General features: G+C 43.2%; 29 protein-coding genes. 15 read left to right on the top strand and 14 right to left on the bottom strand.

Annotated features, from left to right (window positions below):
- Positions 1-44: 44 nt before the first annotated feature.
- Entirely contained in the window at positions 45-680 is a 636-nt protein-coding gene (gene pcp, locus A8L45_RS05790; RefSeq protein WP_068900163.1) for a pyroglutamyl-peptidase I, read from the bottom strand.
- 171 nt (positions 681-851) lie between these two features.
- Here pcp and A8L45_RS05785 point away from each other — a divergent pair, with 171 nt between their 5' ends.
- The 4 genes from A8L45_RS05785 (at position 852) to A8L45_RS05770 (ending at position 4,168) form a co-directional block, all read left to right on the top strand.
- Positions 852-1,574 carry a YebC/PmpR family DNA-binding transcriptional regulator gene (locus A8L45_RS05785; RefSeq protein ID WP_068900161.1) on the top strand — a complete coding sequence of 241 codons (723 nt, stop codon included), beginning with the start codon at positions 852-854 and terminating at the stop codon, positions 1,572-1,574.
- Between the two features lie 90 nt (positions 1,575-1,664).
- Positions 1,665-2,015, top strand: coding sequence for a hypothetical protein (locus tag A8L45_RS05780; RefSeq protein WP_068900159.1), 351 nt, complete (start codon positions 1,665-1,667; stop codon positions 2,013-2,015).
- 216 nt (positions 2,016-2,231) lie between these two features.
- Positions 2,232-2,783 carry a YtfJ family protein gene (locus tag A8L45_RS05775; protein WP_068900158.1) on the top strand — a complete coding sequence of 184 codons (552 nt, stop codon included), beginning with the start codon at positions 2,232-2,234 and terminating at the stop codon, positions 2,781-2,783.
- 344 nt (positions 2,784-3,127) lie between these two features.
- Positions 3,128-4,168: an endonuclease/exonuclease/phosphatase family protein gene (locus A8L45_RS05770; RefSeq protein WP_068900156.1), complete on the top strand. Its 1,041-nt coding sequence runs from the start codon at positions 3,128-3,130 to the stop codon at positions 4,166-4,168.
- A 40-nt stretch (positions 4,169-4,208) separates the two neighbouring features.
- Here the strand turns inward: A8L45_RS05770 and A8L45_RS05765 are convergent, their stop codons facing one another.
- Positions 4,209-4,475 carry a hypothetical protein gene (locus A8L45_RS05765; RefSeq protein ID WP_068900154.1) on the bottom strand — a complete coding sequence of 89 codons (267 nt, stop codon included), beginning with the start codon at positions 4,473-4,475 and terminating at the stop codon, positions 4,209-4,211.
- Positions 4,476-4,888: 413 nt separating this feature from the next.
- Between A8L45_RS05765 and A8L45_RS05760 the strand changes: the two genes are divergently transcribed.
- Positions 4,889-6,109 (top strand): NupC/NupG family nucleoside CNT transporter, encoded by a 1,221-nt coding sequence (locus A8L45_RS05760; protein WP_068900152.1) that lies wholly within the window; start codon positions 4,889-4,891, stop codon positions 6,107-6,109.
- Between the two features lie 75 nt (positions 6,110-6,184).
- On the opposite strand, the gene A8L45_RS05755 is transcribed toward A8L45_RS05760, so the two are convergent.
- From A8L45_RS05755 to A8L45_RS05735, 5 genes are all read right to left on the bottom strand, one after another.
- Positions 6,185-6,481, bottom strand: coding sequence for a hypothetical protein (locus tag A8L45_RS05755; protein ID WP_068900150.1), 297 nt, complete (start codon positions 6,479-6,481; stop codon positions 6,185-6,187).
- Positions 6,482-6,543: 62 nt separating this feature from the next.
- Entirely contained in the window at positions 6,544-6,840 is a 297-nt protein-coding gene (locus A8L45_RS05750; protein WP_068900148.1) for a hypothetical protein, read from the bottom strand.
- A 59-nt stretch (positions 6,841-6,899) separates the two neighbouring features.
- The gene (locus A8L45_RS05745) at positions 6,900-7,196 is read right to left on the bottom strand and encodes a hypothetical protein (RefSeq protein WP_068900146.1); all 297 of its coding nucleotides are present in this window, start codon (positions 7,194-7,196) and stop codon (positions 6,900-6,902) included.
- Positions 7,197-7,255: 59 nt separating this feature from the next.
- Positions 7,256-7,552 carry a hypothetical protein gene (locus A8L45_RS05740; protein WP_068900144.1) on the bottom strand — a complete coding sequence of 99 codons (297 nt, stop codon included), beginning with the start codon at positions 7,550-7,552 and terminating at the stop codon, positions 7,256-7,258.
- A gap of 1,001 nt (positions 7,553-8,553) precedes the next feature.
- Positions 8,554-8,781: a glutaredoxin family protein gene (locus A8L45_RS05735; protein WP_068900333.1), complete on the bottom strand. Its 228-nt coding sequence runs from the start codon at positions 8,779-8,781 to the stop codon at positions 8,554-8,556.
- A gap of 213 nt (positions 8,782-8,994) precedes the next feature.
- Between A8L45_RS05735 and A8L45_RS05730 the strand changes: the two genes are divergently transcribed.
- Positions 8,995-9,783, top strand: coding sequence for a protein-tyrosine phosphatase family protein (locus tag A8L45_RS05730; RefSeq protein ID WP_068900142.1), 789 nt, complete (start codon positions 8,995-8,997; stop codon positions 9,781-9,783).
- Positions 9,784-10,046: 263 nt separating this feature from the next.
- Here the strand turns inward: A8L45_RS05730 and A8L45_RS05725 are convergent, their stop codons facing one another.
- Positions 10,047-10,589: a DUF5943 domain-containing protein gene (locus tag A8L45_RS05725; protein ID WP_068900140.1), complete on the bottom strand. Its 543-nt coding sequence runs from the start codon at positions 10,587-10,589 to the stop codon at positions 10,047-10,049.
- The gene (locus A8L45_RS05720; RefSeq protein WP_068900138.1) at positions 10,589-10,804 is read right to left on the bottom strand and encodes a hypothetical protein; all 216 of its coding nucleotides are present in this window, start codon (positions 10,802-10,804) and stop codon (positions 10,589-10,591) included. The genes A8L45_RS05725 and A8L45_RS05720 overlap by 1 nt, the downstream gene beginning before the upstream one ends.
- A 790-nt stretch (positions 10,805-11,594) precedes the next feature.
- Here A8L45_RS05720 and A8L45_RS05715 point away from each other — a divergent pair.
- The 8 genes from A8L45_RS05715 to A8L45_RS05680 all read left to right on the top strand — a co-directional run bounded on the left by A8L45_RS05715 (position 11,595) and on the right by A8L45_RS05680 (position 19,891).
- The gene (locus A8L45_RS05715) at positions 11,595-12,551 is read left to right on the top strand and encodes an AAA family ATPase (RefSeq protein WP_068900136.1); all 957 of its coding nucleotides are present in this window, start codon (positions 11,595-11,597) and stop codon (positions 12,549-12,551) included.
- Complete coding sequence (locus tag A8L45_RS05710) at positions 12,548-13,492, top strand: DUF58 domain-containing protein (RefSeq protein ID WP_068900134.1); 945 nt, start codon at positions 12,548-12,550, stop codon at positions 13,490-13,492. The genes A8L45_RS05715 and A8L45_RS05710 overlap by 4 nt, the downstream gene beginning before the upstream one ends.
- The gene (locus A8L45_RS05705) at positions 13,492-14,046 is read left to right on the top strand and encodes a DUF4381 domain-containing protein (RefSeq protein ID WP_068900133.1); all 555 of its coding nucleotides are present in this window, start codon (positions 13,492-13,494) and stop codon (positions 14,044-14,046) included. The genes A8L45_RS05710 and A8L45_RS05705 overlap by 1 nt, the downstream gene beginning before the upstream one ends.
- Positions 14,039-15,007 carry a VWA domain-containing protein gene (locus A8L45_RS05700; protein WP_068900131.1) on the top strand — a complete coding sequence of 323 codons (969 nt, stop codon included), beginning with the start codon at positions 14,039-14,041 and terminating at the stop codon, positions 15,005-15,007. Before A8L45_RS05705 ends, A8L45_RS05700 begins: the two co-directional genes overlap by 8 nt.
- Entirely contained in the window at positions 15,000-15,533 is a 534-nt protein-coding gene (locus A8L45_RS05695; RefSeq protein WP_068900129.1) for a vWA domain-containing protein, read from the top strand. The genes A8L45_RS05700 and A8L45_RS05695 overlap by 8 nt, the downstream gene beginning before the upstream one ends.
- Before the next feature lie 83 nt (positions 15,534-15,616).
- Positions 15,617-16,798, top strand: coding sequence for a tetratricopeptide repeat protein (locus A8L45_RS05690; RefSeq protein WP_245680656.1), 1,182 nt, complete (start codon positions 15,617-15,619; stop codon positions 16,796-16,798).
- Positions 16,799-16,914: 116 nt separating this feature from the next.
- A complete protein-coding gene (locus tag A8L45_RS05685) occupies positions 16,915-18,438 on the top strand; it encodes a BatD family protein (RefSeq protein ID WP_083228221.1) in 1,524 nt (507 codons plus the stop codon).
- A gap of 646 nt (positions 18,439-19,084) precedes the next feature.
- Positions 19,085-19,891, top strand: a complete 807-nt coding sequence (locus tag A8L45_RS05680) for a helix-turn-helix transcriptional regulator (protein ID WP_175401922.1) — start codon at positions 19,085-19,087, stop codon at positions 19,889-19,891.
- 21 nt (positions 19,892-19,912) lie between these two features.
- Here the strand turns inward: A8L45_RS05680 and A8L45_RS05675 are convergent, their stop codons facing one another.
- The 4 genes from A8L45_RS05675 to A8L45_RS05660 form a co-directional block, all read right to left on the bottom strand.
- Complete coding sequence (locus A8L45_RS05675; RefSeq protein WP_068900121.1) at positions 19,913-20,956, bottom strand: S66 family peptidase; 1,044 nt, start codon at positions 20,954-20,956, stop codon at positions 19,913-19,915.
- Positions 20,957-21,295: 339 nt separating this feature from the next.
- A complete protein-coding gene (locus A8L45_RS05670) occupies positions 21,296-22,153 on the bottom strand; it encodes a sterol desaturase family protein (RefSeq protein WP_068900119.1) in 858 nt (285 codons plus the stop codon).
- Between the two features lie 59 nt (positions 22,154-22,212).
- Positions 22,213-23,232, bottom strand: coding sequence for a DUF2804 domain-containing protein (locus A8L45_RS05665; RefSeq protein WP_068900331.1), 1,020 nt, complete (start codon positions 23,230-23,232; stop codon positions 22,213-22,215).
- An 876-nt stretch (positions 23,233-24,108) separates the two neighbouring features.
- Positions 24,109-24,591 (bottom strand): glutathione peroxidase, encoded by a 483-nt coding sequence (locus A8L45_RS05660; RefSeq protein WP_068900117.1) that lies wholly within the window; start codon positions 24,589-24,591, stop codon positions 24,109-24,111.
- 263 nt (positions 24,592-24,854) lie between these two features.
- On the opposite strand from A8L45_RS05660, the gene A8L45_RS05655 reads away from it, so the two are divergent.
- On the top strand, positions 24,855-25,280 hold the full coding sequence (locus tag A8L45_RS05655; protein ID WP_068900115.1) for a MarR family winged helix-turn-helix transcriptional regulator: 426 nt from the start codon (positions 24,855-24,857) through the stop codon (positions 25,278-25,280).
- 95 nt (positions 25,281-25,375) lie between these two features.
- On the opposite strand, the gene A8L45_RS05650 is transcribed toward A8L45_RS05655, so the two are convergent.
- A partial coding sequence (locus A8L45_RS05650; protein WP_139122316.1) for an SDR family oxidoreductase occupies positions 25,376-25,772 on the bottom strand: 397 nt, incomplete at its 5' end.

Raw genomic sequence — 25,772 nt, 5'->3', positions numbered from 1 at the left:
CAACCACGGTTTCAATCAGGTTAATTCCAGTCAGACGCTTGCGACTAGCAGATCTTACCCCCGGTGATGATCGCGTCCTCTTCTTCTGTTAATACTGTGTTGATCATTATTTTTACAGCTTTGATCATAATATCAAGAGACATAGAGGGCTGGTCATTTTGAGCCTGCTCAGGGAGTAGCGGGATATGAACAAAACCATTTCTGATTGAGGTATCTCTTAACTTGTGCTGGATAGCATAAAAGAGGTGATTACAGACAAACGTACCCGCACTTTCTGAAACTGATGCCTGAATACCTGCAGATGTTAAGTCACGCACTATCGCCTTAATAGGTAAACTCGAAAAGTAGGCTGCTGGTTCATCTTCAAACACTGGCTGGTCAATAACCTGATTCCCTGCATTATCGGCAATACGATAATCATCAATATTTATGGCGACTCTTTCTGGTGTTACCCCTGCTCTTCCGCCAGCCTGACCAAGACAAATAATAGCATCAGGCTTATGCTCCTCAATTGCAGACATAACTTTTTTCACCGATTCATATCTCACAACAGGAGCAACACACGTAACTATTTGCGCACCATTTACATCACTGTCTTTGAGCCGTTGAATGACTCGTTCTGTTGGATTAATGGTTTCACCGCCAAATGCCTCAAAGCCAGTGATCAAAATTTTTGTCATCTTTCTTCCCGATTGTTGATAATTACGCCACGCCATACAGACAAACTGCTGTTTGATTCAGATAAACGGTTATTTCCCCTGCCATTACACCGTCAATGCTGGAAATTAGGCTATCGACGTTGCTAAAATCCATCGCAATATTTGGTTAAGTAATAAAAAGAGAGTGACCCAATGGGACGCAGTTTCGAAGTGCGCAAAGCCTCAATGGCCAAAACACAAGGCGCAAAAATCAAAGTCTATTCAAAATACGGCAAAGAAATCTATGTTGTCGCCAAAAATGGTGGCAGCGATCCAAGCTCAAATCTTTCATTAAAGCGCTTGATCGAAAAAGCAAAGAAAGATCAGGTACCGACGCACATCATTGATAAAGCATTGGAAAAAGCGAACGGTGCTGGCGGTGAAAACTATGAAGTTGCCCGTTACGAGGGATTTGGGCCAGGCGGTTGTTCAGTCATCGTCGATTGTCTGACAGATAACAACAACCGTACCTACATGGAAGTTCGCCAGTGTTTTGTTAAAACCAATGCGAAAATTGGCAGCCCGGGCTCTGTCGCACACATGTTCGAACATCAATCTGTATTCCAGTTCAATGGTGATGACGAAGAAGCTGTGCTTGAAGCGCTGGTAATGGCAGACGTCGATGTCACTGACATTGAGTGTGAAGCTGGCGTTATTACTGTTTTCGCACCGCACACTGAATTTTTCAAAGTGAAGAATGCGCTGACTGATGCGATTCCAGAAATCGAATTGGATGTGGAAGAAATTACGTTTGTACCTCAGACTATGACTGACGTATCTGGTGAAGACGTAGCCACCTTTGATAAGTTCATCGATATGCTAAATGATTGTGATGATGTGCAGAACATCTACCATAATGCCGAAGTTGCTCGATAAACCGCTTCGACTGACAAATTAGATTGTAATGCCCGGGTTTACCGGGCATTTTTATTGAAAATTAGATACCAATTTATAGAGACACCCACCATGGAACAACAAGACTTCGACACTCTGGTAAAAAGCTTGCTCGAAAATGAAAACCTTCCTGCCGCATTAAATGCATTGAAAAGTTGCTCAGATAGCGAAGTGGCTGAGGCTGCTGAATCTCTGGCAGGACAGTTTTCGCTCGCAGATGTAGAAGGCGAAAAACGTATTTACCACGTTTTCACTGAAGCTAATGATGATGGAGAAGAACAGGAATATGTTGAACACGTGATGAACGAGGGCGACGACGTACTGGTCTTCGTCTCTTGGTTCTTTTATGCCATGTTTGAAATCAAACACAAAGACACATATGCGGCGGCTGGACGAACCTATCAACAACCTAAACGTTCTTGATCAACAAAAGAGCTGAACAAAAATAATACAACCCAGCAACCCAATGGGTTGCTGGGCATATTAGTAAAATGTGTTTAGTGTGCAGCCAAAATGCGGTAACAGCGGGCAAATAGCTGGAAAAAGTAAAAATCATGACACCCAGCACTCTCAAATTACTTTCATATCTACTATCATGTCACTTTATTGATAAACATAAAGACGTAATGGATTAGGCTTATGCGTTTCTCTCAAATTATTCCTCTTGCAGCGTTAATCTTTTCTTCCTTCACATTTGCGCACAACTTCAAAGCAGGTGTTCCCGTGGCAAATGTGACGGTAAGTAAACCCGGAGAATTAGTGATAAATGGCGATGGTATAGCCTACCAGCCATGGAGCAGTACCAGCCTCACCGGTAAAGTACGCGTCATTCAGGCCATTGCCGGAAGAAGTTCGGCGAAGAAAATGAATGCCCCAATGATTGATGCTATCAAAGCAGCCAATCTTCCAGCCGACAAGTACCAAACAACCACTATTATCAATCAGGATGATGCAATCTGGGGCACAGGCGGATTCGTGAAATCCTCTGCAGAAGACAGTAAGCGTGAATTCAGCTGGTCTTCAATCGTGCTTGATGCAGAAGGCAAAGTTGCCAAAGCTTGGCAGCTGCAAGAAAAGGGCTCGGCCATCATCATTGTCGATAAAGACGGCAATGTTAACTTTGCGAAAGATGGTGTGCTAACCCCGGGTGAAATCAAACAAGCCATGGATATCATCAACGGGTTACTTTGATAAATTTCCAGACTTAACTTTCAAGAGAGGGCGGCATAATGCAGGCCCTTTTTTTATCATTTATCTTCCCAATTTCTGTCTTTTTCATTGCGGTTCATCAATGTGTTACGCATATCGCTTAGTAGAAAAACAAAGCTAATCTGTGACATTTTACGCTGCCTCACATCAAAGATAAAAGATATGTTTTATGACCTGAATTGAAAGCGACTGTGTAACAGAGTGTCAGTAAACTGAGATCGAACACACGGCATTTATTTTGATGTGTATTTTCACTGATTTGATATGCAGTGGATTGATAGCTTTCGCTATACTGATAAGATTGATTTCAATTGTGAGACATTAACGTGTTTGCAACCAATAAAAGCTCATTCGCACACAGTGCATTCTGCCTAAAGGTAGCCACGGTTAACCTGTTTAATTTTGTCGAGCCACCCTCTGCTTTTTATTCTTTCGATAACATTTATACACAGCATGAGTGGCAAAAGAAACTCAATTGGCTAAACCGCTACATTGGCAATTACCACCCTGACGTTATCGCATTTCAGGAAGTGTTCAGTGCTAAAGCACTTCGCGCGCAATTAGAACACCTTGGATATACATTTTTTGCTGTGATTGATGAGCCAACACAAACAGACGAATATATTTTTCGTGACCCAGTAGTCGCACTCGCATCGCGATACCCCATCTTGTGCGCCGAACCAGTTCTCCCGGATGTCAGTCTGGCACAAAAGACCGGAGTCACAGAGGAATTTTCTTTCAGTAGAACGCCTCTTTTTGCCACCTTGGAGTTACCCGCTTTGGGAGAGACAGATTTTTACGTTGTTCATCTGAAATCGAAACGTCCAAAAGAATTTGCCCTCCCCTCAGATAACAAACAGACTCTTCACGACACTATGATCGATGAAATGACTGGATTCTGGGCATCAGCAATTCAGAGGGGAACAGAAGCCAGTCAACTTATGGCTAACGTACTGAGACGACGCTCACATACTAACAATCCAGTTGTTTTGTTGGGTGACTTTAACGATGAACTAAGCAGCGAAGTCCTCCATCCATTCCATCTTGGCGGTATAAGAAACATTACAGATGACATGGCAGATATGCCACTCTCTCACTACCAACTGCACGACTGTTGGGATCTTTATGTCAAAACGCAGGACAATATTGATTTCGAGAGACCGCCTACTCACTATCACGGTGGACGAGGTTCTGTGTTGGACTACATATTGCTGTCAAATGAGTTTGATCATTCTGATCCCGAGAGATTGGTCGAAGTGGCTGAATATCATTGTGAAGATAAACATTTGGTCAATCCTCACTTTGATCAGGACAGTCACAGTAGTGATCATGCCCTGGTGTCCGTCACACTGTCACTTAGACGCTAATTTGGAATAGATTGCGTCCTTGGTACTTATAAACGTGTAGCTACTTAACGCGCTTATAGTCGCCCTCAATGACCTCACCGCTGCGGGCTTCTTGGCTTTTTGTCTGATTAGAGCGGGTTTGCTTAAATCGCTCCATATCTTCACGCCATTTTGACCGGGCTCTCGCATCGAGGTTTATTCCTCTTTTTCGTGCAAAGGGTGCGATAATCAGCACAACCAATGAAATCAAAAGTACAAACATACCAGAGAGCATCAGGACAAATAGTCCTGCCACAAGCGCAATAATATTGAAGAGAAGTTGTTTCATTGTTCCCTCTTAAAGCTTTTCTTAGCGATTTACTGTATTCCTTGTTTACAGTTATACCAATCAGCGTAAACAATCAATTACTTTTGTTGATTAAAACAACGAACAGAAATATCCGCTGGTAAATTGTACTGCTGAAACATCACTCAATTCACTCTACTCTCCACATAGGTATCAGTTGCGCCGTCGATCAAAAGCGCCTATATGCAAACGAAATTATTCACGGAAACCGTTTGCGCAAACGATACATCCTCCTACAACACCCAATTTCGGTGGATTTTCCACCAAGAGAGGTGTTTTTTCCAACAACTGTCAATGTAATTCGTTACATTTTCTTTTTGAGGGTTGTCACAAATATTTTTGCCGTTAGAATACCGCCGCAATCGTTTTCTATTTCTATTTCCGGAGAATCCGTCATGCAACACTGGGTCAGTGTGTTAGGTATTTTCGTCATCTTCGCGGTTGCTGTTGCTAGCTCTGAAAACCGACGCGCCATTAACTGGCGAACCGTTCTCGGCGCTTTTGCTATTCAAATTACTTTTGCTGGTTTTATTCTTTCCGTTCCTGCTGGCAGAGAGATTCTTAACAGCGTATCCTCAGCGGTATCTGGCATCATCGATTATGGCCGTATTGGCTCAGAGTTCGTATTTGGTGATCTGGCTAAATTCAAACTTGGCTTTATCTTTGCCGTTAACGTACTACCTACTATCGTATTCTTCTCAGCCCTCATTGCTATTCTTTACCACCTCGGCATCATGGGTAAAATCGTCTCAATACTAGGTGGTGGTCTTCGCCGTTTACTCGGCACCAGTCGAACAGAGTCGATGTCTGCTACCGCCAACATTTTCGTTGGTTCGGTGGAAGCACCTCTTGTCGTTCGCCCATACCTTGAAAAAATGTCACGCTCAGAGTTATTTGCCGTGATGGTTGGTGGTCTGGCATCAGTTGCTGGCGGTACCATGGTCGGCTACGCAGGCTTAGGCGTTGAACTTAAATATCTGATTGCTGCCTCTTTCATGTCTGCACCTGCAGGACTGATGATGGCAAAAATTCTTTTGCCTCAAACAGAAGATGTATCCAGTCAGCAAGCTGATGAAACGTCTGTCGATGATAATGCGCCTGTTAACCTCATTGATGCTGGTACACAAGGGGCATTGAGTGGCTTGCAGATCGCAATGGCAGTGGGCGCGAGCCTGTTGGCTGTGATCAGCCTCATCGCACTAATAAATGGTGGATTGGCTAAAATTGGTAGCTGGATCGATATGCCATTTTTGACGCTAGAGTGGATTTTTGGTTACCTATTTGCACCTGTAGCTTGGCTTATCGGTATACCTTGGTCGGAAGCCGTTACAGCTGGAAGTCTGATCGGTAAAAAAATTGCGGTTAATGAATTCGTGGCATTTATCGATTTAATGGCGGTTAAAGACCAGCTTAGTGCGCATTCTCAGGCCATTGTCACCTTTGCACTATGCGGGTTTGCTAACCTGACCTCTATCGCGATGCTAATGGGTGGTTTGGGCGGTATCGTTCCATCACGTCGTGCCGATATTGCCAGACTGGGGCTAAAAGCTATTTTTGCAGCAACACTTGCTAACCTATTGAGTGCTACGCTAGCAGGCTTATATTTGGGTATTTAATCGCTCCTTTATCAGCTTCGAACATAAAAAAATCCTGCCAATGGCAGGATTTTTCGTATTCAGGCTAGGTCACGTTTAGTCTTTATAGACTAACCGAGTTTTGCTTACCTTATTGCCCGCCATATCTTCTGCCGTGAAGACGTATCTGTCATCCTCGTCATCGCTGATGCGGACGAATAATAAACCACTCTCTGGTGTGGTGTAGCTATTGCCGTCTACCGTAACAGTCGCGCCAGCAACAGGAACTCCATTGTTATGAACTTCAACCCAAGCAGAACCAGAGTTAGGGATGACTTTCATATCAAGCGCTGAGGCACTGAAAGCGAAAGTTGAAGCCAGAATCATTGCAGCTGTAGTAACAAATTTTTTCATAATCGTATCTCCATTGGATATTAGGAATATTTTTATAATTTCAACATCAGGTATTTCTATTATTAATCTTTGTAAACCAGACGTGTTTTACTAACTTTATTTCCTGATTGATCCTCTGCTGTAAAGATGTAGCGGTCATCCTCATCATCACTGATGCGCACGAATAAAAGACCACTTTCTGGCGTGGTGTAGCTGTTACCGTCCACCGTCACAGTTGCACCGGCAACAGGAGTGCCATCGTTATGAACTTCAACCCAAGCAGAGCCCGCGTTAGGGATGACTTTCATATCGAGAGCCGATGCATTGAAAGCGACAGTCGAAGCAAGAAGCATTGAAGTTGTGATAATTAATTTTTTCATGTTCGTATCTCCATTGGATTTTTGAAATTTTATAATTTATTTATCGATTTTTTTTATTATTAATCTTTGTAAACCAGGCGCGTTTTACTTATTTTATTTCCTGACTGATCTTCAGCAGTGAAAACGTAGCGGTCATCCTCATCATCGCTAATGCGAATAAATAACAGACCACTCTCTGGTGTGGTATAGCTGTTACCGTCAACCGTTACTGTTGCACCTTCCACTGGCTGTCCACTATTTAATACTTCTACCCATGCTGCCCCCTCAAGAGGAATAACTTTCATATCAAAAGCAGAAGCGCTGAAAGAAATAGCAGAAGCAAGGATCATAGCTGTAGTCATTATTGTCTTTTTCATAATCGTATCTCCGTTGGAATTAGGTAGTTTTATATTTTCGACATCAGGTATTTTTATTATTAATCTTTATAAACCAGACGTGTTTTGCTTATCTCATTTCCTGACTTATCTTTCGCAGTGAAAATATAACGGTCATCTTCATCATCGCTGATGCGGATAAATAACAGACCACTTTCTGGCGTGGTATAGCTATTTCCATCAACAGTTACCGTCGCCCCTTCTACTGGTTGTCCGTTATCTAACACTTCTACCCAAGCTGCTCCTTCAACTGGAATCACTTTCATATCAAAGGCAGAAGCGCTAAAAGAAACAGTAGAAGCAAGTATCATAGCTGTGGTCATCATTGTCTTTTTCATAATCGTATCTCCGTTGGCAGTTTGGCTAGCAAATTGTTGTCGTCTCCGCGACTCACACTTACTATAGGTGCGATAAAAATCACTTTCAAACAATAAATTATGAGATTTTAGGCAAGTAATTTTTTCGCATTTAAAATTTTTGCAATTAAATTTCTTGTAAAGGATCACTTATGTTTCAAATGAAACTAATAATATTTATCACAAAAAGTATGAAAGGGCTGAAATAGTCAATTCAACCCTTACCACACCTGCAATTGAACAGAAATTCACTTAACCCTTTGATAATCATTGGTTAATGTAAATGAAAGTAAATTTGCATTAATTTCAGTTGCGAATTTAGATAACCTGCACATCTTTTACATTGACATTCACTTCTTGACATAAGTTTACACTGTATTATTTGTGATATGACTCGCAAAATCATAGCTAGATAACTAGGCAATGATTAAAATTACAGTAAGAAGCTACCGAAAATAACTTTGTGGTTTCTGATTAGTCGTTAAATATATATTTAAAAAAGACTTATTACGGGATAAGAAATTAACAAGTTCTTTACAATACATAGCTCGAGGGATAGTTGGATATCCACTTCAATCGATAAGCGAGTATAAAATTAGAGTAGGAAACTAATGATAAAAGTTAGTGAGATATAGCGTATTAAGAGCTCATCTCAGACGATGGACCATAGTTCTCAATCAGTAGCAATGACCCTTTATTTGAATAATGCACTTCTGATAAATGAGTTAAAAGTATCGATATGAAATGGGGTTTGATATTACGCTCTTCTTTTAGAACAGCGATACTGTGTAAGCCCTGTCCTGCATGAGTGGGCAACGATTGGAATGAGATTGATCAGCACTATATTGGGGATAGAATCGGTTAACGACACAGTATCTCCCCGATATATCGCGTTGAACGTTGGTATTTCAGTAATGGAGACACAGAGACATAGTCATTAACCAAGGTTATCAACATTGATAAAACCAGTAATGAAAAGGGCTCTATATTTTCAACGCTTTCTCTAACGCTTTGGCTGAGAAGCCATGGAGAATTTTGTCACCGACCTTGATAACCGGAACACCCCTCGCGCCAAGTGAAGCGTGCTCTTTCTTTCCTCTTGGAGTACTCACATCACAAAGGCGAAAGGATAGCTTCTTCTGCTCTAAATACTGCTGGGCGGATTTACAGTGAGCACAATGCCGAGCGGTGTAAAGTACGATACGTTTCATAGTTGTTCTATTCAGCTTTCTTCGGCCCGCCACATTACTCTCTTTACCCTCGTTCTGGCAATAGACAAAAAAACAGTATCTAAATTCATTACGTACATAATCATGCGATTTGCTCAAGTGATCGACGATACTCACTACCGTAACAACGTGCTGTTATGCATAAGTAAAAACTTAGCGTAAGATAAAGCAATAAAATCAGGAGTTGAGGTAAATATGCAAGACGGCGTAACTGCTAAGGAACCCTCCCAAGCAGAGTTACTGATGGGAATCAAAGGTGCAGCGAGACGTATCCCATACGATTCAAGACGAGACCGATTCAATATTCCCCATAGTTTGGAAACTAGTATTCGCAGAGACTTAAATGCAAACTTCATCAGAGTAAATGGTGGAAATATTGCCATAGCCACTCAGTATCCTTACCGCCACCAGCTGGAAGCTCAGCTTCAGCTGCTTGTAGATAACAGAACGCCTGCTTTGACAGTGCTTGCAAGCTATAAAGATATTCATAGCGATCAGCTACCTGAATATTTCTCAACGTCGGCTACATATGGTTCAATTCAGACAGAATCAAGCTTCGTAAAAACGGTTGACTTAGGTGATGGCGTAGAAGCTAAGATATATGAGCTTGAGATTTCAGGTTACCAAGCAACGGTTACCATTCCAGTCATTCATGTTCATAACTGGCCTGATCATCAGACGATAACGCCAAGTACGACCGTAAACCTCGTATCTCTGGTAAATTCAATCGTTTCAGATAAAAAGGATTTTTACACTCAGAGGAAAAGCCGAGCAGTGCTTGATCCTGATAAGTTGTTGCCGATTATTCACTGCAGAGCGGGTGTGGGTCGAACGGGACAAACTATCGCCGCAATGGTCATGCAGAAAAATCCAGAACTCAGTTTGGCGGCAATCACTGAAGCATTAAGGGTATCGCGCAACAACTTTATGATTCAGACCAAAGTTCAGATGGAAACACTGGTTGAGTTAAAAGGCAAAGACTAACGAAATGCTATCTTGATGAACTGAGGTATATCAAGGATGCTCTGCTTTGCTATTTAAGATCGAATAAACACATAAAACACTCTTTTTGTGCTTCAAAGCTACATAGCAACATACCGTATGCAGGTAACATTATTTGATTAGCGCCACATATTTGAAAGAGGGATGACTTCATAGTCATCCCTCTGTCTTTATTGATAAATAAAACAGATAAGCTTTATTTAGCTAGACACGGTGTTTTTGTCAGCGTGAGCATGTAAGGGTGATCACACACTCATCGCTATCGGTCTTACCTCAAATAGGCCAAAATCTTTTCCAATTTCAGCCTCACTCTGAAGTTGCGTTGCCACAGTTTTTAGCGGAAAACCTACCCCAGATGTGATCTGATCCATTGCACCAGCGAACCACCCTTTGAACATGTAGTCGACTTTATAACCCGCTTTACCAGTATGATAAGCAAACGCTGAGTGCTCTAGTCTGATTCGCGCTTTACCCTGTGTGACATCAAGACTCTCGATGAAAAACTTGCCCCAACCACGGTCTGAAAGTCTTTTCATGTAGTGGTCAAAAACAGGGGCTCCCTGTATTTGATGAGTTGCAGATTCTGTCTCACACCACAGGTACGCAGACTGATATCCCGCTTTATATAGCAATTCTGCATACAACTCATGGCCCATCGCCTCTTCTACGGCCAAATGATGACTCATGAAAAAGTGACGCGGAATATATAACATCGGCTGACCATCCGTTGACCACACACCAGTTTCACTATCTACATCAATTGGAATTTCAGGAGGATGTGTTGCCATTACTTACGCTCCTCCAGTTTGGTACCCATAGATTTATCGGGAGAACTGTCGTTGGCTTGCTTATTAAGAGTGGTTGCACATAGTTTGGGAGGAGAGTTGGAGCGGGAGTCTTCTGAATCTGTGGTGAAACGCCACCATGATTGTTTGTTTTGACGATGAACTTTATGTCTTCGTCTCGAATTACTTGAGCGATTGCCAGCTAATGCGCCGCGCATAAATGCCTCTCTGATCTGCTGATGTTTTCAACAATCAACGGGATGGCTTTCCTGCCATTTATCGCTTCCCTGACACGTCTCACCATGACTGCGTTCAGTGATAGCGCCCGCGAGCACTATCAATTCATTGACAATGTAGACAATATAATCTCACCAACACATACTGACTGTCCAAAATGTGACGCCAGATAGCATTCTTTTTATTCTGCGATAGTATCCATTCACAAATCAGATTGAAGTTCATCGTCAACCGTCTATTAAGACTAATTTTAATACCTGAAAAACGCTACAACTCAATGCGCCTTATGTACATATTTTTCATTGGGTGCGTTTAACATTCCTTATTCTCTATGAGTCTCTTTTTGTGTCCCTGACTTAAGTTACTCTTAATGCATCACTCCCCTCTTCCCCTTTCATTTATAAAAAGGACAGACACGAAACAATACGTCTTGAGTCATTGGTATCGGTCGGAAAAAACAATCTACATCTATATTTTTCAATTGGTTATAGGCATTCATTAATCAGTAAGCCACCTAGAACATAGGCATTTTTAATCTTTAGTGACTGCATTTCCTATAATAGAAACAACTGGCCTACAAAGTTTCAGCCGTAAACAATACTCAAAATCACAGAGATACAACTGACACTAGCTTGTTTTTCGACCTAAAATCTATTCATAGTTTCAGACTGTTATCCTACAAATTTTACCGTTTTCGGGACTCCGTTCAGAATCCTTTCGCAAACAAGCGGTAGAGCATACTAAACACAATAATACGGACGTAATGCAGCCATGTTGGTGCCTCTTTTTCAGCGTTTAAGTGACTACATGAATAGCCAGATAGTGGGGCAACCAGATCTTGTGAAAGAGCTGCTTGTCGCGTTACTGGCCGATGGACATATACTGGTGGAGGGACCACCCGGTTTGGCTAAAACCCGCGCGGTTAAAGCGCTCTCGTCTTGTATCGAGGGCAGTTTCCATCGTATCCAGTTCACGCCTGATTTGTTGCCCGCTGACCTCACTGGAACCGATATATATCGCCCGGAAACAGGCGAATTTGTCTTTCAGCCCGGCCCAATCTTTAACTCACTGCTTTTAGCTGATGAAATAAATCGTGCACCCGCTAAGGTACAGGCGGCAATGCTGGAAGCAATGGCAGAAAAGCAGGTTACAGCGGGACGTAAGACTTACGCCCTGCCCCCTCTTTTTCTTGTTATGGCAACGCAGAACCCACTGGAGCAAGAGGGAACATACCCACTTCCTGAAGCTCAGTTAGACCGCTTCCTTCTTAAACTTAATGTTGCTTATCCAGAAGCTGAAAGCGAATTGAACATACTCAAAATCAATCGTGGAGAAGCAAGAGGAACGGTGTCAGCAGAGCCCGTTAAAATTAGCCAGAAAGATACCTTTGATGCACGAAATGAAGTCCTCGACATCCATATGGCTGAAAAAATTGAGCAGTACATCATCAGGTTAACGATGGCGACGAGAAAACCCGGTGTGTATGGCGACAAACTTGCCAGGTGGTTACAACTCGGCGTCAGCCCCAGAGCCACACTTGCACTGGACCGTTGCGCAAGGGCCCATGCATGGCTTGCAGGACGTGAATTTGTAACGCCAAAAGATGTGCAAAAAATGGCGCGCTCAGTCCTTCGCCACCGCTTGATACTGACCTATGAGGCCACGGCCAATGGCGTATCGGCAGAAAAAGTCATCGATGAGCTAATACAAAGGGTTGCTGCGGCATGACTCTAAAAGCCGACCTTCCGCTCCATGCCGATGGGGTTAATCTCACCCTTGAGGAGTTGCTGGCCTATAAAAATCAGGCAGTTCATTGGTCAACACCATCAAAGAGCCTGTGGTCCTCTATGGCAGGACAACACAAGAGTGCGACAATCGGACGGGGAATGGATTTTAACGAAGTCCGTTTATATCAGCCGGGTGATGATATTAGAGCAATCGACTGGCGGGTAACAGCAAGAACAGGCAAACCGCACACCAAACTTTTCTCAGAAGAACGAGAAAGACCGGTAATGCTGCTGCTCGATAATAGCGGGAGTATGCATTTTGGGTCGACACTTTTGCTTAAATCCGTTCAAGCCGCTCATTTCGCCAGTTTGGTTGCCTGGATTGCCGCCAGAGAAAAAGACCGTGTGGGCATGGTCGTTTACAACGGACATAAACTGCGTGACTGCCGACCTACTGCCCGACAGGAAGGCCCTCTCCGGGCGATGCATACGATGATAACGTCACACTATGAAAGTCTGCACCAAACCGCAGGGAAGCTGATTATGTCAGTCGCCATCAAACAGCTTCATTATCTTTGTCCCAAAGGCAGTGATATTGTCGTGATCAGCGATTTTTATGCGCTCACCCCCAGCAGTCAGAGTCTTTTAAGCGAGCTACGTAAGCATAATCAGATCTTTTTTGTTCACGTTTCAGACCCTCTTGAACAGGGTTACACATCCTTTCAGGGCGTAGAAAATATCACAGATGACAAACGTACGACCCGAGTTGATTTTTCCTCGTCAAAGCCACGACATGCACTACAGCACCAATACAATACACACATCAAGTATCTGACTGAATATACCCGTAAGCTTTCAATACCTCTTTACCAGATATCAGCAAGTAAATCGTTACAGCGTCACTTAGACCAATTGGAACCCATTAGCTATGGAAGGCGTTAATGGCTGATCTTTCAAAGATACCGATTGTTGATATTGAGCTACCAGATGCGCCGGGTATATGGCCACTGGGGCCGGGGTGGTGGTTCCTAATTGTTGCCATCGCTCTCATCGCATATGTTTTTTATAAATCGAAACATTTGAGCAAAATTGTGCCTGTTATCAGTCGGCCGAAAGGCCCAAGTGCCAGAAAAGAAGCAATAAAAAAAATGAATCGGCTTACCACAGACGATGGTGTTGCCGAAATTACTGAGCTGTTACGCCAAGCCGCACTCAGTTATTACCCCCGAGAGCAGGTTGCGGGTCTGACTGAAGCGGACTGGTTAGTCTTTCTGGATGATGGTTTACCCGAGGAACACAAGAATTTTGTCAATCTTATCGACTACTGGATGACTGCCAATTACAGTGCCGCAGAAGTCGACAAATCAATTTTTGAGGTGTGCCGAAGTCAGGCACTTATATGGCTCGAGCATGCACTGCCTCCAGCTAAAAAAAGCAGACCTAAGCAAGACAGCAACCCCCAGGAGAAACGCTCAAAGGGGGTCGATAATGATTGAACTTGTCTGGCCTTTCTCGCTTCTCCTGATCCCTCTGCCTTGGCTATTGTATAAGGTCTTGCCCGCCGTTTCTCCGCCACCAAGAGTGAGGATGCCAAGGTTACCCAATGAGTTCGGCAAAGAGGCCAGAGACTCATATATTAACTATGTGGTGATGGCTATTATCTGGTTATTACTGGTTACTGCTATCTCGAGACCAGTTTGGGTAGGTGACCCGGTTCGTCTGGATATCGACCATAGAGACATACTGATCGCAGTTGATCTTAGTCGATCCATGGAAACCGAGGATATGAAAGATGCTGATGATAAGGTGATTAACCGACTATCTGCAGTGAAAACAGTGTTGAAAGACTTTATCTCCCGACGGCAGGGAGACAGGCTTGGTTTAGTTATTTTTGCTGACCATGCCTACCTGCAGACCCCCCTGACCTTTGACTTAAATACCGTAATACAGCAATTGGATCGCGCTGTTCTTGGATTGATTGGGGACAGAACCGCCATTGGTGAGGCTTTGGGTATAGCGACGAAAACCTTTATTGATAATAATGCAAACCAACGTGTTGTCATCCTGCTCAGTGATGGTGCAAATACTTCGGGTGTGTTGAATCCTATTGAGGCGGCTGGCCACGCGGAACGCAACAACGTCACTGTATATACCGTGGGTGTGGGAGCTGAAGACGACGGAAAAGAAACGTCTTTTCGCCAATCATCCAATAACCCTGCCTTGTCACTCGACGAAAGAACACTCACAGACGTCGCAAAGAAAACGGGTGGTCAGTATTTCCGCGCTCGTGATCCGGAAGAGTTGGAGACCATTTATCAGTTAATAGAAAAGCTAGAGCCAGTATCTGAAGCTACTCAATCATGGCGTCCTCGCGATGAGTTGTTTCGTTATCCTCTGGGGATCGCTGTTGCCATATCGGTTGCAGTACTCATCTTTGCGAGGGAAAGCCGTGGCTGATTTTGAATTTCTCTACCCTCTCTGGTTTCTAGCCTTGCTGCCTATGGCCTATCTACTTCGTAAGAGGAAAAAGCAAGCTATTGTCAGTTCATTGATTGCTCCCCATCTTCTTCAACAACTTCAACAGGGGCGACAAACACAGCGTTCGTTCGCGAGAAAATTACTAGCTATTTGTTGGTTGTTGGCTGTTATCGCATTGGCAGGACCCAGTTGGGAGAAAAACAGTATTCCGGGCTTTCAGCTTGCTGGAGCCAGAGTGTTGGTCATGGATATGTCCCACTCTATGTACACCTCGGATGTTCAGCCAAACCGGCTCAGTCAGGCAAAATTCAAAGCACTGGATCTCTTACCGGGCTGGGTGGATGGCAGTACAGGTCTGGTTGCGTATTCCCGGGACGGCTACCTTATTAGTCCGCTGACAGAAGATAGCAAGACTCTAGCCGCTCTTATTCCTGCGCTTTCTCCAGACATCATGCCATTTCAGGGAGTAACGCTGCAAAGGGGATTGAAGAGGCAATTGCTTTAATTAAACAAGCCGGCTTCAAAGAAGCCGATATCATACTGGTTACAGACGGAATCAGTGATAAGGAGCTTGACGACGCTTTGGATGTGTTGGACGACAGAGCTATCAGAGTATCTGCCCTTGCCGTAGGCACAGCCGAGGGAGGCCCGGTTCGACATGCTGACGGATCAATCTACCTGCAAGAAACCAGAACTGTCATCTCCCGTATGCAGGTGAGAAATCTCAAGACACTGGCAGCCAATACAGGCGGTATCGTCAGGAGCTTCTCCGCCACTAATCAAGACGTGAACGCGATAATTGGGCTAACAAAAGTACCGATAGCCGCGTACAAAGATAAAAGGCAGCAAGATCTTGACCAAAAAGTGAATGCTGGTTTTTGGTTACTCATCCCACTGCTCTGTTTTGCCGCTCTCGCGTACCGTAAAGGCATCACACTATTTACACTGCCAATACTGATTATTTTGCAGTATTCACCGCTACCTGCTTATGCAGAACGTCCAGAAAAAGCGTCGAAAGACACAATATCTATGTATTTCGATAACAGCGATCAAAGAGGTTATCGGTATTTCGAGGCTGGAGATTACGAAACTGCGGCCCTTTCATTTTCCGATCCAGTATGGAAAGCAATTGCGTTATATCGCTCCGGTCGATTTCACGCGGCAGTCAGTGTGCTTGAACCCCTCTCAGACAAAAGCACGCGCTACAATCTGGCTAATGCCTATGTTCGAATTGGCGACATTGATCGAGCCATTACGTCATACAAAGAGGCACTCGAGTTCAACCCGCAGCACGAAGCAGCAGCCCACAACCTTAACCTGTTACTCGACGTGCTTGGACGCTCGTCAGAGAAAGTCTCTATTAACCCGAAATCTGAACAACAATTACGTCAGGAACAAAAAAAGCAGGCGGCTCCAAGGTCAACCAGGTCTAAAGACGATAAAACCCGGGGTAAAAATCGGGAACTGGCCTCTGAGCAAGAGGGCAATAAGCAAGATCAATCTAATCGCAATCAGAGTCAGAAAAATCAATCTAGTGATCAGTCAAAAACAAAACAGAACGACAAAGGCAAAAAAAACAATGATACCAACCGAACACAAGCTAAACGTCCCGCCCCAAAAGCAGGCGGTAGCCAATCAGGCGCTATTTCCGACCCTGTCATCAAGAAACTGGAGCAAATACCCGACCAGCCCGAACGCCTGTTAAGAGCCCAAATGCTGTTGCAATCGCAGAAGCGTGATTTACCAGAAGTTACTGAAAATACATGGTGAAGATTTGATGAAATGGCTGCAGATGATCCACACCAAGATGACACTCAAATTGCCTATAGTCGCCTTCGCCCTTGGATTGAGTTTTCTCTTCTCATCACGCGCCGGCAGCTGTTGCCATAGTCAGTGACAATTATATCGCTGACGATCAGACTCTCAGGCTAACGGTTCGTGCAGACGGCAGTTTTAAAAAACATATGCTGAGCTTAGCCTCGCTGAAACGTCAATTTTACGTTGGCAAAGTTTTATCACAGACGACATCAATAAAGGTAAAGGGAAAAGAACAGTTACAAACTACCTGGCAGGTCACTATTGGTCCAAAACGGCGGGGGGAACTCTCTATTCCCAGGTTACGCATTGGAAAACAGAGAACGTCCCCAATCACAGTGACCGTTGTTTCAAGCAATGGTTCTGGCTTGAAGAATAAGCCGTCGGCGGTGACGATCCAAACGTCCATAGACAGGCCCCGAGCTTACATTGGAGAAGTATTGACGTACCGGGTGAAGTTGCTGATAAGAACCAATCTAAGCCAAACAACTATTGAACCGCCGACGGGAAATAAAGTGTCTGTATCCCAGGTCAATGGCGATAGCAAAAGCGAAGAGTTGATCAATGGTATGCCAGTGATCACACTGACCCGAACATACCTTGTTACGCCAGCGGATACAGGAAATATTCGACTTACCGGCGCCGTGTTTAAAGGTTATCAGGTCAAAAATGGTAAAGTCGCAAAAGTTCAGACCCGTCGCAAAGGAAAAGATATCCTTATGGTGATCAAGCCGCCAGCCCGAAAAGGCACTTGGTTACCTGCCCGAGAATTCAAAGTGAAACAAAGCTGGCAATCGGATAGCAACGGAAAATTCAAAGTTGGTGAAGCGGTTACTCGACATATTGAGATAAGAACGAAAGGATTGGCTCAAAGCCACCTGCCCGACCTTAACTTTTCTTACCCCTCTTCAGTCAGGGTATACAATGAAAAACCAACGTACGAGTCTAAATCGGGCTACAGTATCATGCATTTTAAGCAAGTGCTGATACCGCGCGAGGCTGGCACAATATTGCTACCGGGAATGAAGTTAAAATGGTGGAATACTGCAAAGTCAGCATCGTCTAATGCAAATATTGCAGCGAAGAAGCTGGTTGTTAATCCATCTCCAGATAAGGCAGTTGACTTGATTGATAGACCAGCAGGTACCGATATCGACTCAGGCTGGCTGCCTGAAATGCCAGCAATGCCTCAAAGTCTGTCTTCTTTCTTTTCTTGGCAGGGCGTCGCTCTTTTATTTGCGGTCATGTGGCTAATATCAACCGCTTTCTGGCTGCGAACAAGAAAGCGTCCATCGCCGATAATAACGCCGGGTATGCAGAAGCAAGAGGATACACTGTCGGCTTTATATCAAGCAGCATTAGACAAAGATGCGGTAAAAATAGCTACCCTGTTCCAGCTTTGGCAAAAAGGCCATTTGGCAGTGCCATTACAAAAGGCACTGAATACCGAAGTTGACAACATTCAAAATGCGGAGTTTTGTGAAAATAAGAAGGGATGGACAAATAAAAAGTTGCTTAAATTACTCAAAAAAGCACGCAGTCATAAAAACATAAAAAAGATGATGTCCTCGCTCGCAAACATAACACCTGAATAGATGACGCTGGCTGATATACAAGGTTGTTTAACTCAAAATATATCGCGAACTGTGAATTGATAGATCGGACTGATAACACTGTGTGTATATTGTTGGTGTTTACATCATAAACCAACGTTTAAAAGCAGTCGGCTAGCGATGTCGGCGTATCTTAAATGTATTATCAATAAAAAAGCCGGAGAAGATCTCCGGCAAACTAGAGTAGTAATGTTTCTTTTTTATTTCTGGTTCGATTCTGTGTCCAGAGCGAAATGGCAGCAAGCGAAGGTGCCTTCCAGATTTTATTACTGCCATCACGGCAGTGTAGGATTATTGGACTAAAGTCTTAGACTTTATGCTTTTTCAGCTTTTTTATGCACTCTGTATTTATTATGTCTTTGGCTACAGTAGTACATTGTTTTCCGTAATCTTGTTTAATTCGAATTATCCGTTTCGTTATAAATAACTATACGCCTGTCACATGAATCAAATGATACTTTCTCTGCATAAAATGATACGATATCTCAAATGTTAGACTTTAGTGCATACCTTTGTAGTCGAAGTTACTGATTTAAATCAATCTAGAATGAAAAAAGAACGCAAAAAGAATAAAGCTACGCTTGAGGTCACACCTCGGAGGAGAGGGTTTTCGTGGCGCTACAGACATATGATAGGCCCTCAACCGGACTGCATTCTGCATTGCCATGATGAATATGAGCTGGTCTTGCACCGACATGTGGATGGTAAAGCCAGAATTAATCATGCCAATACCAGTGTGAACCACAATCATATGTTATTGATTGGCCCCGGCATTGCGCATTCTTTTGATTCATATGAACAAAGCGAGCAAAGCGAAAGACATTTGTTCTGGTTTAGTCACAAATGGCTAAACGACATGATGTATAACTGCGAAGAATTCAGGCGTCTAAACTCACTGTTAAAACGCGCAGGAAAATGCGTTCACTTTTCTGATTCTGTTGCTGATAAAGTATTCGACTTAGTTGAAAACAGCGGTAACGATACGCCTCTCGAACAACTCGCCACCCTGATAAGAGTCCTCTCAGTGATCACTTATGATAATGAGAGTACTACTCTGCTTACTCATATAGAGTGTGAGAATGAAAACGAACTGGGTGCTGCGAGGGCAAAAGTGGAGAGAGTATGTGAATATATTGCGCACCATTATCAACATCCCATTACCCTCAGTGATATATCAAAAGCTATGCATTGCAGTGAGAGCAGTATACACCGCATTTTTCATACTCACTTCTGTGAGTCCTTCAGTTGTTATCTTCGCAAATATCGATTGGGTGTCGCGTGTGAAAAGCTATTAACAACTCACCTGTCCGTCGCCATTATTGCCGAAACAGTAGGCTACAATAATCTGTCAAATTTCAATCGACAATTTAAACAATATAAAGGTATGTCGCCGAGGGAATTTCGCAAACACTACCAGCCGAAACCGGTAGTGTGACTCTTTTTAGTTGTCTGTTAATTACTCACTGAAAGGTGATTCAGTCTGACGAATGCACTCATTGTCACAGTCAATCTCAATCTCTGCACCAAGCGCGAGTATCAGTTGAGGGTCTGTATGGCCAAAATCCAAGTTACAAATGATAGCCAAATCGTATAAGCCAAATTCGTCTCTAACGACTGACAAGATGGTCTCTTCAAGTGACCGTTTCTCTTCGTCACTGTATCCCGCTGCACGTCCAAATAGTAACCCAGATACATTTTCTAACGCGCCCATTGCACCATAGTTACGAAGACAATAACGGACATAGTCAACACTTGGCTTTTCCTCTGACGTTTCAATCGCTAGCACTCGACCCTGCCAAAAGTCTGGCGATGGCCAGAATGGCGTGCCCTTAGTCATTTCGAGTACTTCAAGGTTACCGCCGAACAGTTTGCCTTTTACTTTTCCACTACCTTGTAAAAATCGAGGGCCGATATTTTCCTGCAACGGATTCAATTTGCCCGTATTGGCTTCATCGCCCCAATCTGGATAACCGCCATAGCCGTCTGAATAAGCGGGGAAAACAGGCCAAGGACGAATAATATTGTGGCCTGCTAAAACATCGGCAACATACTGCTGGTATTGGGAGGAAAAGTTATGAAACTGCGAGAAACCGGCCATCACTGAAGGCCCAAGAAAAGTGACCAGACCCAGTTTATTCAGGTAGATAGCGACAGTGGTAAAATCGGAGTAACCCATCACTATTTTGGGATTTTTTTTGATAACGTCAGTATCCAAATATTTCAGAATACGAACAGAATCTGATCCACCAATCGTTGCCACAATGGCTTTAATTTCTGGGTCTGCAAAAGCGCGATTAATATCATCAGCCCTCGCCTGCGGGCTATTATATACCTCTTCCTGACTCATTTTCGTTGTTGGAAACTCAACAACTTTAAACCCAAGCTCACGCAGATTATTAATGCCGGACTGATAAATGTGAGGGAACGCAGTGGCTCCACCCCACGATGGACAAATGACTGCGATGGCATCGCCGCGTTGTAAAGCTTTAGGTTTTATCATAAGCGATATCCTTTTAATGTATTGAAAAGCAGTTGTATTTACTAATTTGGTAGCTCATAACAGCTAAAAATACGTTATCACCAACATAGTGATAGAAGATATTATGCTTGAAGAAATAAAGCGCCTAAATTCACACAACTTAGAGTCAACTCACAAATAAAAATAGAGACTTGGGGGTTGGTCGTTGGTGAATAGTCTTGGGAGTGATCGTTGGTGAAAAGTGGTCATCGGTACCATCTTACTTCACACGTGAATGTTGAGCGAATTCTGGCTAGGTAAGATATGAATTATTCAGTAAACAGGCATTAAAAAAGGCCGCTCCTGGCAGCCTTATTCACGTCAAATATTTCTATCACTTTCTTTTGGTGGCGCAAATATAGCACCTAACCTTTCTCGAATGCTTGCATCGCGATCAGTCGCTTCTTTTAACATATCACGCCATTCATCAAACGTAGATGCGATTGGGTTTCCACTGTCAACAGGCTTGGTGATGCCATATTCAACCGTTTCAACTTCTGGTTCAAAGGTGCCGAACATTCTATCCCAGATGATTAGCACCCCAGCATAGTTCTTATCGATATATTGAGGATTACAACCATGGTGTACTCTGTGGTGACTTGGCGAATTAAAGATTAAATCGAAAACACCGAAATTCTTGATCCACTGCGTGTGAATGAAAAACTGCAACGCAAGATTAAGCAGAACAGCAAATATGACCCAATTTGGCGGGAAGCCAATAATCACAAGCGGCAGCCAAAACATCCACATACCAGCAACCGGATACATAAGACTTTGCCTAAACGCAGTACTGAAGTTCATATTTTTAGAACTGTGATGCGTTGAGTGTGCCGCCCAGAACCATCTAATACGGTGGCTGGCGCGGTGGAACCAGTAGTAACAGAAATCTTGCGCCACTAACAAGATTAGGAAGTTACTTACGCTCATCTCGATATCGAATAATTGCCAACCGTAGAGCCATACATAAATTTTAATGACCAACAGCCCAAACAAAACATCGGAAGCCTGATGAAGCCCGCCAAGCACAAAATTACTGAATGTTTCGCGCAACTCATAGTCTGCCGACTTAGGCAACTTCCCCTTTCTTACCATCAAGAGCCACTCAAGTAACATTACCGCGACGAATACTGGGCCGAGTAACAACAAGAGATAGTCAGGGTTTTCGATGATGAAATCCATTTTGTCTCATTCCTCAATTGGTTTAATACATGAATGCCCACTCACCTTCTGATGCCGGCTCACCAACGAGCATAATGATCTTCAGTAAGCCCAGTAATCTCATCAATTACGTGTTGCTGGCCATGAGTGTCTATGATGTATCCTGCAAAAGAACCGACAAACTGTCGGAAATTACTTCTAAGCAACCAAAAATTTAACTTTTCTTTACGGTAATCCTTTGGCCTGTATTTGAGGTTAACTCGCCCGTCGTAGCTATAAATTCGCCACTCCGAATTGAGTTCACTACGATCGAATTCAAAAACAACCGGGCCGAGAAGATGACGCTCACCGTTTATCCAAAATGCATTTTCATTGAGACCCGTCTCGTTCACGCCATTGGCGAGGTTGAAACCAACAGTGTCACCTGCTGTTTTCCCACTGGCTGATGCCCAGCACCAGCTCGTATCACGCCGCATATAACCAGCAGAAAAATCATAACTCGCCAGAGCAGACGAAAGCTCGATGTTACTACCATCGATCGTCAACTCACCGTCGACACTAAGCGCATTGTGTTTCTGGGTGTAAGTCCAACCGTTATAACCTGTGCGATTACAAAGAGCGATTGGCGAAGAGTCTTGCTCTCTTTCTAACTTTACTATCCCTTGTAAAAACGGTAGTTCGAGTTTGACTATCCATTGCCCCTGAGCAATATCTATTTCAAACTTATTTACACCAGACTTTATAAATGCAGAGCTGTTATAGGGTGACGGCTCGGTTCTATACCCCACGCTTTTTGGCTTCAGCCATTCAAAGTGACGGTATTTCGCATCCTCGTGGTCGTAAACGTAAGCAAAACCACTCGCTAAGTAACGTATATCGGCAATTGCGGCACCGATTACATACCGCTCAGTAACGATAGAAACAAACTGAAACTGTTTATAATGAAAATGTTTTGCCCATCTGGAAGCAGGCTTGTCCATCACGTTTTTATAGTTAAATGTATCTATGTTGATTGCTGCCACAGCGTCATCAAAATAGCCAAAGATTGGTGTTCCAACTTCATTAATTAGACGGTCTACTGCTGGCTTTGATTTCAGCAGTGTTTCCATTGTTTTCCTTTGCCGCACAACACCATTCCTTGGTTACTCTCCACGTCTAGTTTGTTTACTCTAAAATATAAAGTGATCATTTAAAAGTATTTATGCAACTAATATCATTTATTTTATGTTTGATCTTTCGGTTGATTGTAATTAAACCAGCCATCATGGTAGACATATCAGCCTAGTAATTTAAACAATTAACAGATATTTACTTGTTTAATGGAATCCTGTAAAAACCATTTAATTCATTGTGATATTTAAATAGTCAAGTTGAAGTATCCGATAGCATTTAAATAAAACACTATTATTCTCACTATTTTAAACTCAAGATAAAACCATCAGATTAGATATAAGCTTAAATGCCTAAGACACTCTGGAAATAAACTGATTTTAAAGACGGATGGTATGACTCATATTCAATAATTCGGACGTCAGTCTTATCATTTGAGGCTTAAACCGAACTACTCAGTCAATCGTGCTCTACATCAGATGCGCTTTATACCAAATAGACCTGAAGAGAAGTTATCGAGCAACATCAACTCGTAGGTATCAGAGGTAATTTCGCTACGAATGGCAACAGTAATTCAACAGCCGACTACTCGCCGCATTGAGTCTTTTGAAGGGAGATAAAACCGGAAGCGCTTTTTAAATTGGTAGATATGGAGATGAATTGTTGGCAGCCAAGCCAAGCTTTGAGTGATTAAGTCGTTATCTTCAAAATCATATTTTTATCTACAGACGACAGTCATTCTGAACGCTCAAGATAAACATAACATGCACACATAGCTTTCATTTGCTGTATTGAAAACATAGAACGGTATTTGAGCTTGAGGCTGATACAGCAGGGGCAACACACTGAATGTGTTGCCCTTTTCATTATCGAATTAATGCTTCGATATCTTTAATCAGGTTTTCTGGCTTGGTTGTTGGTGAGTATCTTTTCACTACCTTACCACCTGGAGCAATAAGAAATTTAGTGAAATTCCACTTGATGCTCTTTGTGCCAAGTGCACCCGGTGCCAAAGAAGACAAAGCTTGGTATACAGGGTGTGCATCTGCTCCATTAACGTCGACTTTCTCTGTCAAATCGAACGATACGCCAAAATTAATCTGGCATGCGGTAGCCATCGAATCATCAGTCTCAGGCTCCTGATTAGCAAATTGGTTGCATGGAAATCCAATAACTTTCAGACCCTTTTCTTTGTATTGCTGATGAATCTTTTCAAGGCCCTCAAACTGAGGTGCTAATCCACACTTAGTGGCAGTATTAATAACCAAGATAGGTTGTTCACCCCAGTCAGAGAGGCTGTGTGTTTTGCCTGCGATCTTAAAAGTAGATGTTAGTAATTGATCTTTCATTGGTTACGTCCCTCATATTTGCTTGATAGTATTTATATCGCGCACGATACATTCTCACAAGATAAAATTTTTGCTGATAGCGAATGGATCACAAAATCATCGTTTGAAACACTTGAACCATTCCAATAGCCGAAAAAATTGATAAAATCGCGCGCGATGTATTTAAATACAAAAAGAATCTGCCTGGCGATTTGCAGTTACAGCAGAGAAGTATACGAATGTAAATGCAATAACAAACTAACTGGCCCGCATCGGTGACTACTATGACGAAAATAGCATTAGAAGATCAGCTCTGTTTTCCACTTTATGCGGCATCAAGGCTGATGACCCGCAAATATCAGCCAATGCTTGATCAACTTGGGATCACATATCCACAGTATCTGGTAATGATGGTACTTTGGGGCGAAAATCAGCAAACAGTGAGTGCTATTGGCGAAAAGCTTTTCCTAAATAGTAATACGCTCACCCCCCTCCTTAAGCGTCTGCAACAATTGGACTTAGTCACGCGTGAGCGCAACCCGCAAGATGAAAGGCAAGTGCTCATTTCACTGACAGAGAAGGGAAAGAGTCTCCATGATCAGGCTTACTGCTACCTCGAACCAATGATCACAGCGGGCGATAACAGAGAAGCCCAAAATCTGCGTAAAATGTTAAATAAACTCATCCACCTGCTGGATGATGAGCAATAAAGCATCATCTGTTTAGGATATCCGTAAGCAAAATGCATGAGCATCAATTCTGAGCTCATGCAGCATCTAAATTGCTCACACTCTTCCTGTTATTTTTATTTCTTCATGTTATTCAATGTATCGGCAAGTATTGCCATGGCATACGTCGCGCCAGACTGACTCCAGCCACCGTCCACTGGCAAAATTGCCCCTGAAATGTACGAAGCGGCATCAGAAGCTAACATGCCTGCTGCATTGGCAATGTCATCTACCGTTCCCTGTCTGCCAAGAGGCACAGTTTTTGTTACCTGTTTTGCCAACTCAGGTGTTGGTGCAAGTCTCGACATTCCCTCAGTTTCAGCAATAGGACCGGGAACAATTGAATTAACACGGATACCTTCTCCGCCCCACTCCATCGCAAGCGTTCGCGTAGCCATGTCCACACCCGCTTTCGCCGAGCATACGTGTGCCTGATGACTCATAGGTAAAAATGCCTGAGGTGCAGAAATATTG

It is taken from the genome of Veronia pacifica (genome assembly GCF_001707825.1).
In the GTDB taxonomy this organism is placed as follows: Bacteria; Pseudomonadota; Gammaproteobacteria; order Enterobacterales; family Vibrionaceae; genus Veronia; species Veronia pacifica.
The sequence above is the reverse complement of the archived record's forward strand: the minus strand, read 5'-3'. Positions and strand labels throughout refer to the sequence as shown.

Excerpts from the sequence above, each read along its gene's own strand:
- A8L45_RS05745 (WP_068900146.1), bottom strand. The coding sequence starts at position 7,196 with ATGAAAAAGACAATAATGACTACAGCTATGATCCTTGCTTCTGCTATT.
- A8L45_RS05750 (WP_068900148.1), bottom strand. The coding sequence starts at position 6,840 with ATGAAAAAATTAATTATCACAACTTCAATGCTTCTTGCTTCGACTGTC.
- A8L45_RS05655 (WP_068900115.1), top strand. The coding sequence starts at position 24,855 with ATGACGAAAATAGCATTAGAAGATCAGCTCTGTTTTCCACTTTATGCG.
- A8L45_RS05735 (WP_068900333.1), bottom strand. The coding sequence starts at position 8,781 with ATGAAACGTATCGTACTTTACACCGCTCGGCATTGTGCTCACTGTAAA.
- A8L45_RS05760 (WP_068900152.1), top strand. The coding sequence starts at position 4,889 with ATGCAACACTGGGTCAGTGTGTTAGGTATTTTCGTCATCTTCGCGGTT.
- A8L45_RS05705 (WP_068900133.1), top strand. The coding sequence starts at position 13,492 with ATGGCTGATCTTTCAAAGATACCGATTGTTGATATTGAGCTACCAGAT.
- A8L45_RS05765 (WP_068900154.1), bottom strand. The coding sequence starts at position 4,475 with ATGAAACAACTTCTCTTCAATATTATTGCGCTTGTGGCAGGACTATTT.
- A8L45_RS05775 (WP_068900158.1), top strand. The coding sequence starts at position 2,232 with ATGCGTTTCTCTCAAATTATTCCTCTTGCAGCGTTAATCTTTTCTTCC.
- A8L45_RS05675 (WP_068900121.1), bottom strand. The coding sequence starts at position 20,956 with ATGATAAAACCTAAAGCTTTACAACGCGGCGATGCCATCGCAGTCATT.
- A8L45_RS05725 (WP_068900140.1), bottom strand. The coding sequence starts at position 10,589 with ATGGCAACACATCCTCCTGAAATTCCAATTGATGTAGATAGTGAAACT.
- A8L45_RS05715 (WP_068900136.1), top strand. The coding sequence starts at position 11,595 with ATGTTGGTGCCTCTTTTTCAGCGTTTAAGTGACTACATGAATAGCCAG.
- A8L45_RS05710 (WP_068900134.1), top strand. The coding sequence starts at position 12,548 with ATGACTCTAAAAGCCGACCTTCCGCTCCATGCCGATGGGGTTAATCTC.
- A8L45_RS05730 (WP_068900142.1), top strand. The coding sequence starts at position 8,995 with ATGCAAGACGGCGTAACTGCTAAGGAACCCTCCCAAGCAGAGTTACTG.
- A8L45_RS05700 (WP_068900131.1), top strand. The coding sequence starts at position 14,039 with ATGATTGAACTTGTCTGGCCTTTCTCGCTTCTCCTGATCCCTCTGCCT.
- A8L45_RS05785 (WP_068900161.1), top strand. The coding sequence starts at position 852 with ATGGGACGCAGTTTCGAAGTGCGCAAAGCCTCAATGGCCAAAACACAA.
- A8L45_RS05680 (WP_175401922.1), top strand. The coding sequence starts at position 19,085 with ATGATAGGCCCTCAACCGGACTGCATTCTGCATTGCCATGATGAATAT.
- A8L45_RS05740 (WP_068900144.1), bottom strand. The coding sequence starts at position 7,552 with ATGAAAAAGACAATGATGACCACAGCTATGATACTTGCTTCTACTGTT.
- A8L45_RS05660 (WP_068900117.1), bottom strand. The coding sequence starts at position 24,591 with ATGAAAGATCAATTACTAACATCTACTTTTAAGATCGCAGGCAAAACA.
- A8L45_RS05720 (WP_068900138.1), bottom strand. The coding sequence starts at position 10,804 with ATGCGCGGCGCATTAGCTGGCAATCGCTCAAGTAATTCGAGACGAAGA.
- pcp (WP_068900163.1), bottom strand. The coding sequence starts at position 680 with ATGACAAAAATTTTGATCACTGGCTTTGAGGCATTTGGCGGTGAAACC.
- A8L45_RS05755 (WP_068900150.1), bottom strand. The coding sequence starts at position 6,481 with ATGAAAAAATTTGTTACTACAGCTGCAATGATTCTGGCTTCAACTTTC.
- A8L45_RS05670 (WP_068900119.1), bottom strand. The coding sequence starts at position 22,153 with ATGGATTTCATCATCGAAAACCCTGACTATCTCTTGTTGTTACTCGGC.
- A8L45_RS05780 (WP_068900159.1), top strand. The coding sequence starts at position 1,665 with ATGGAACAACAAGACTTCGACACTCTGGTAAAAAGCTTGCTCGAAAAT.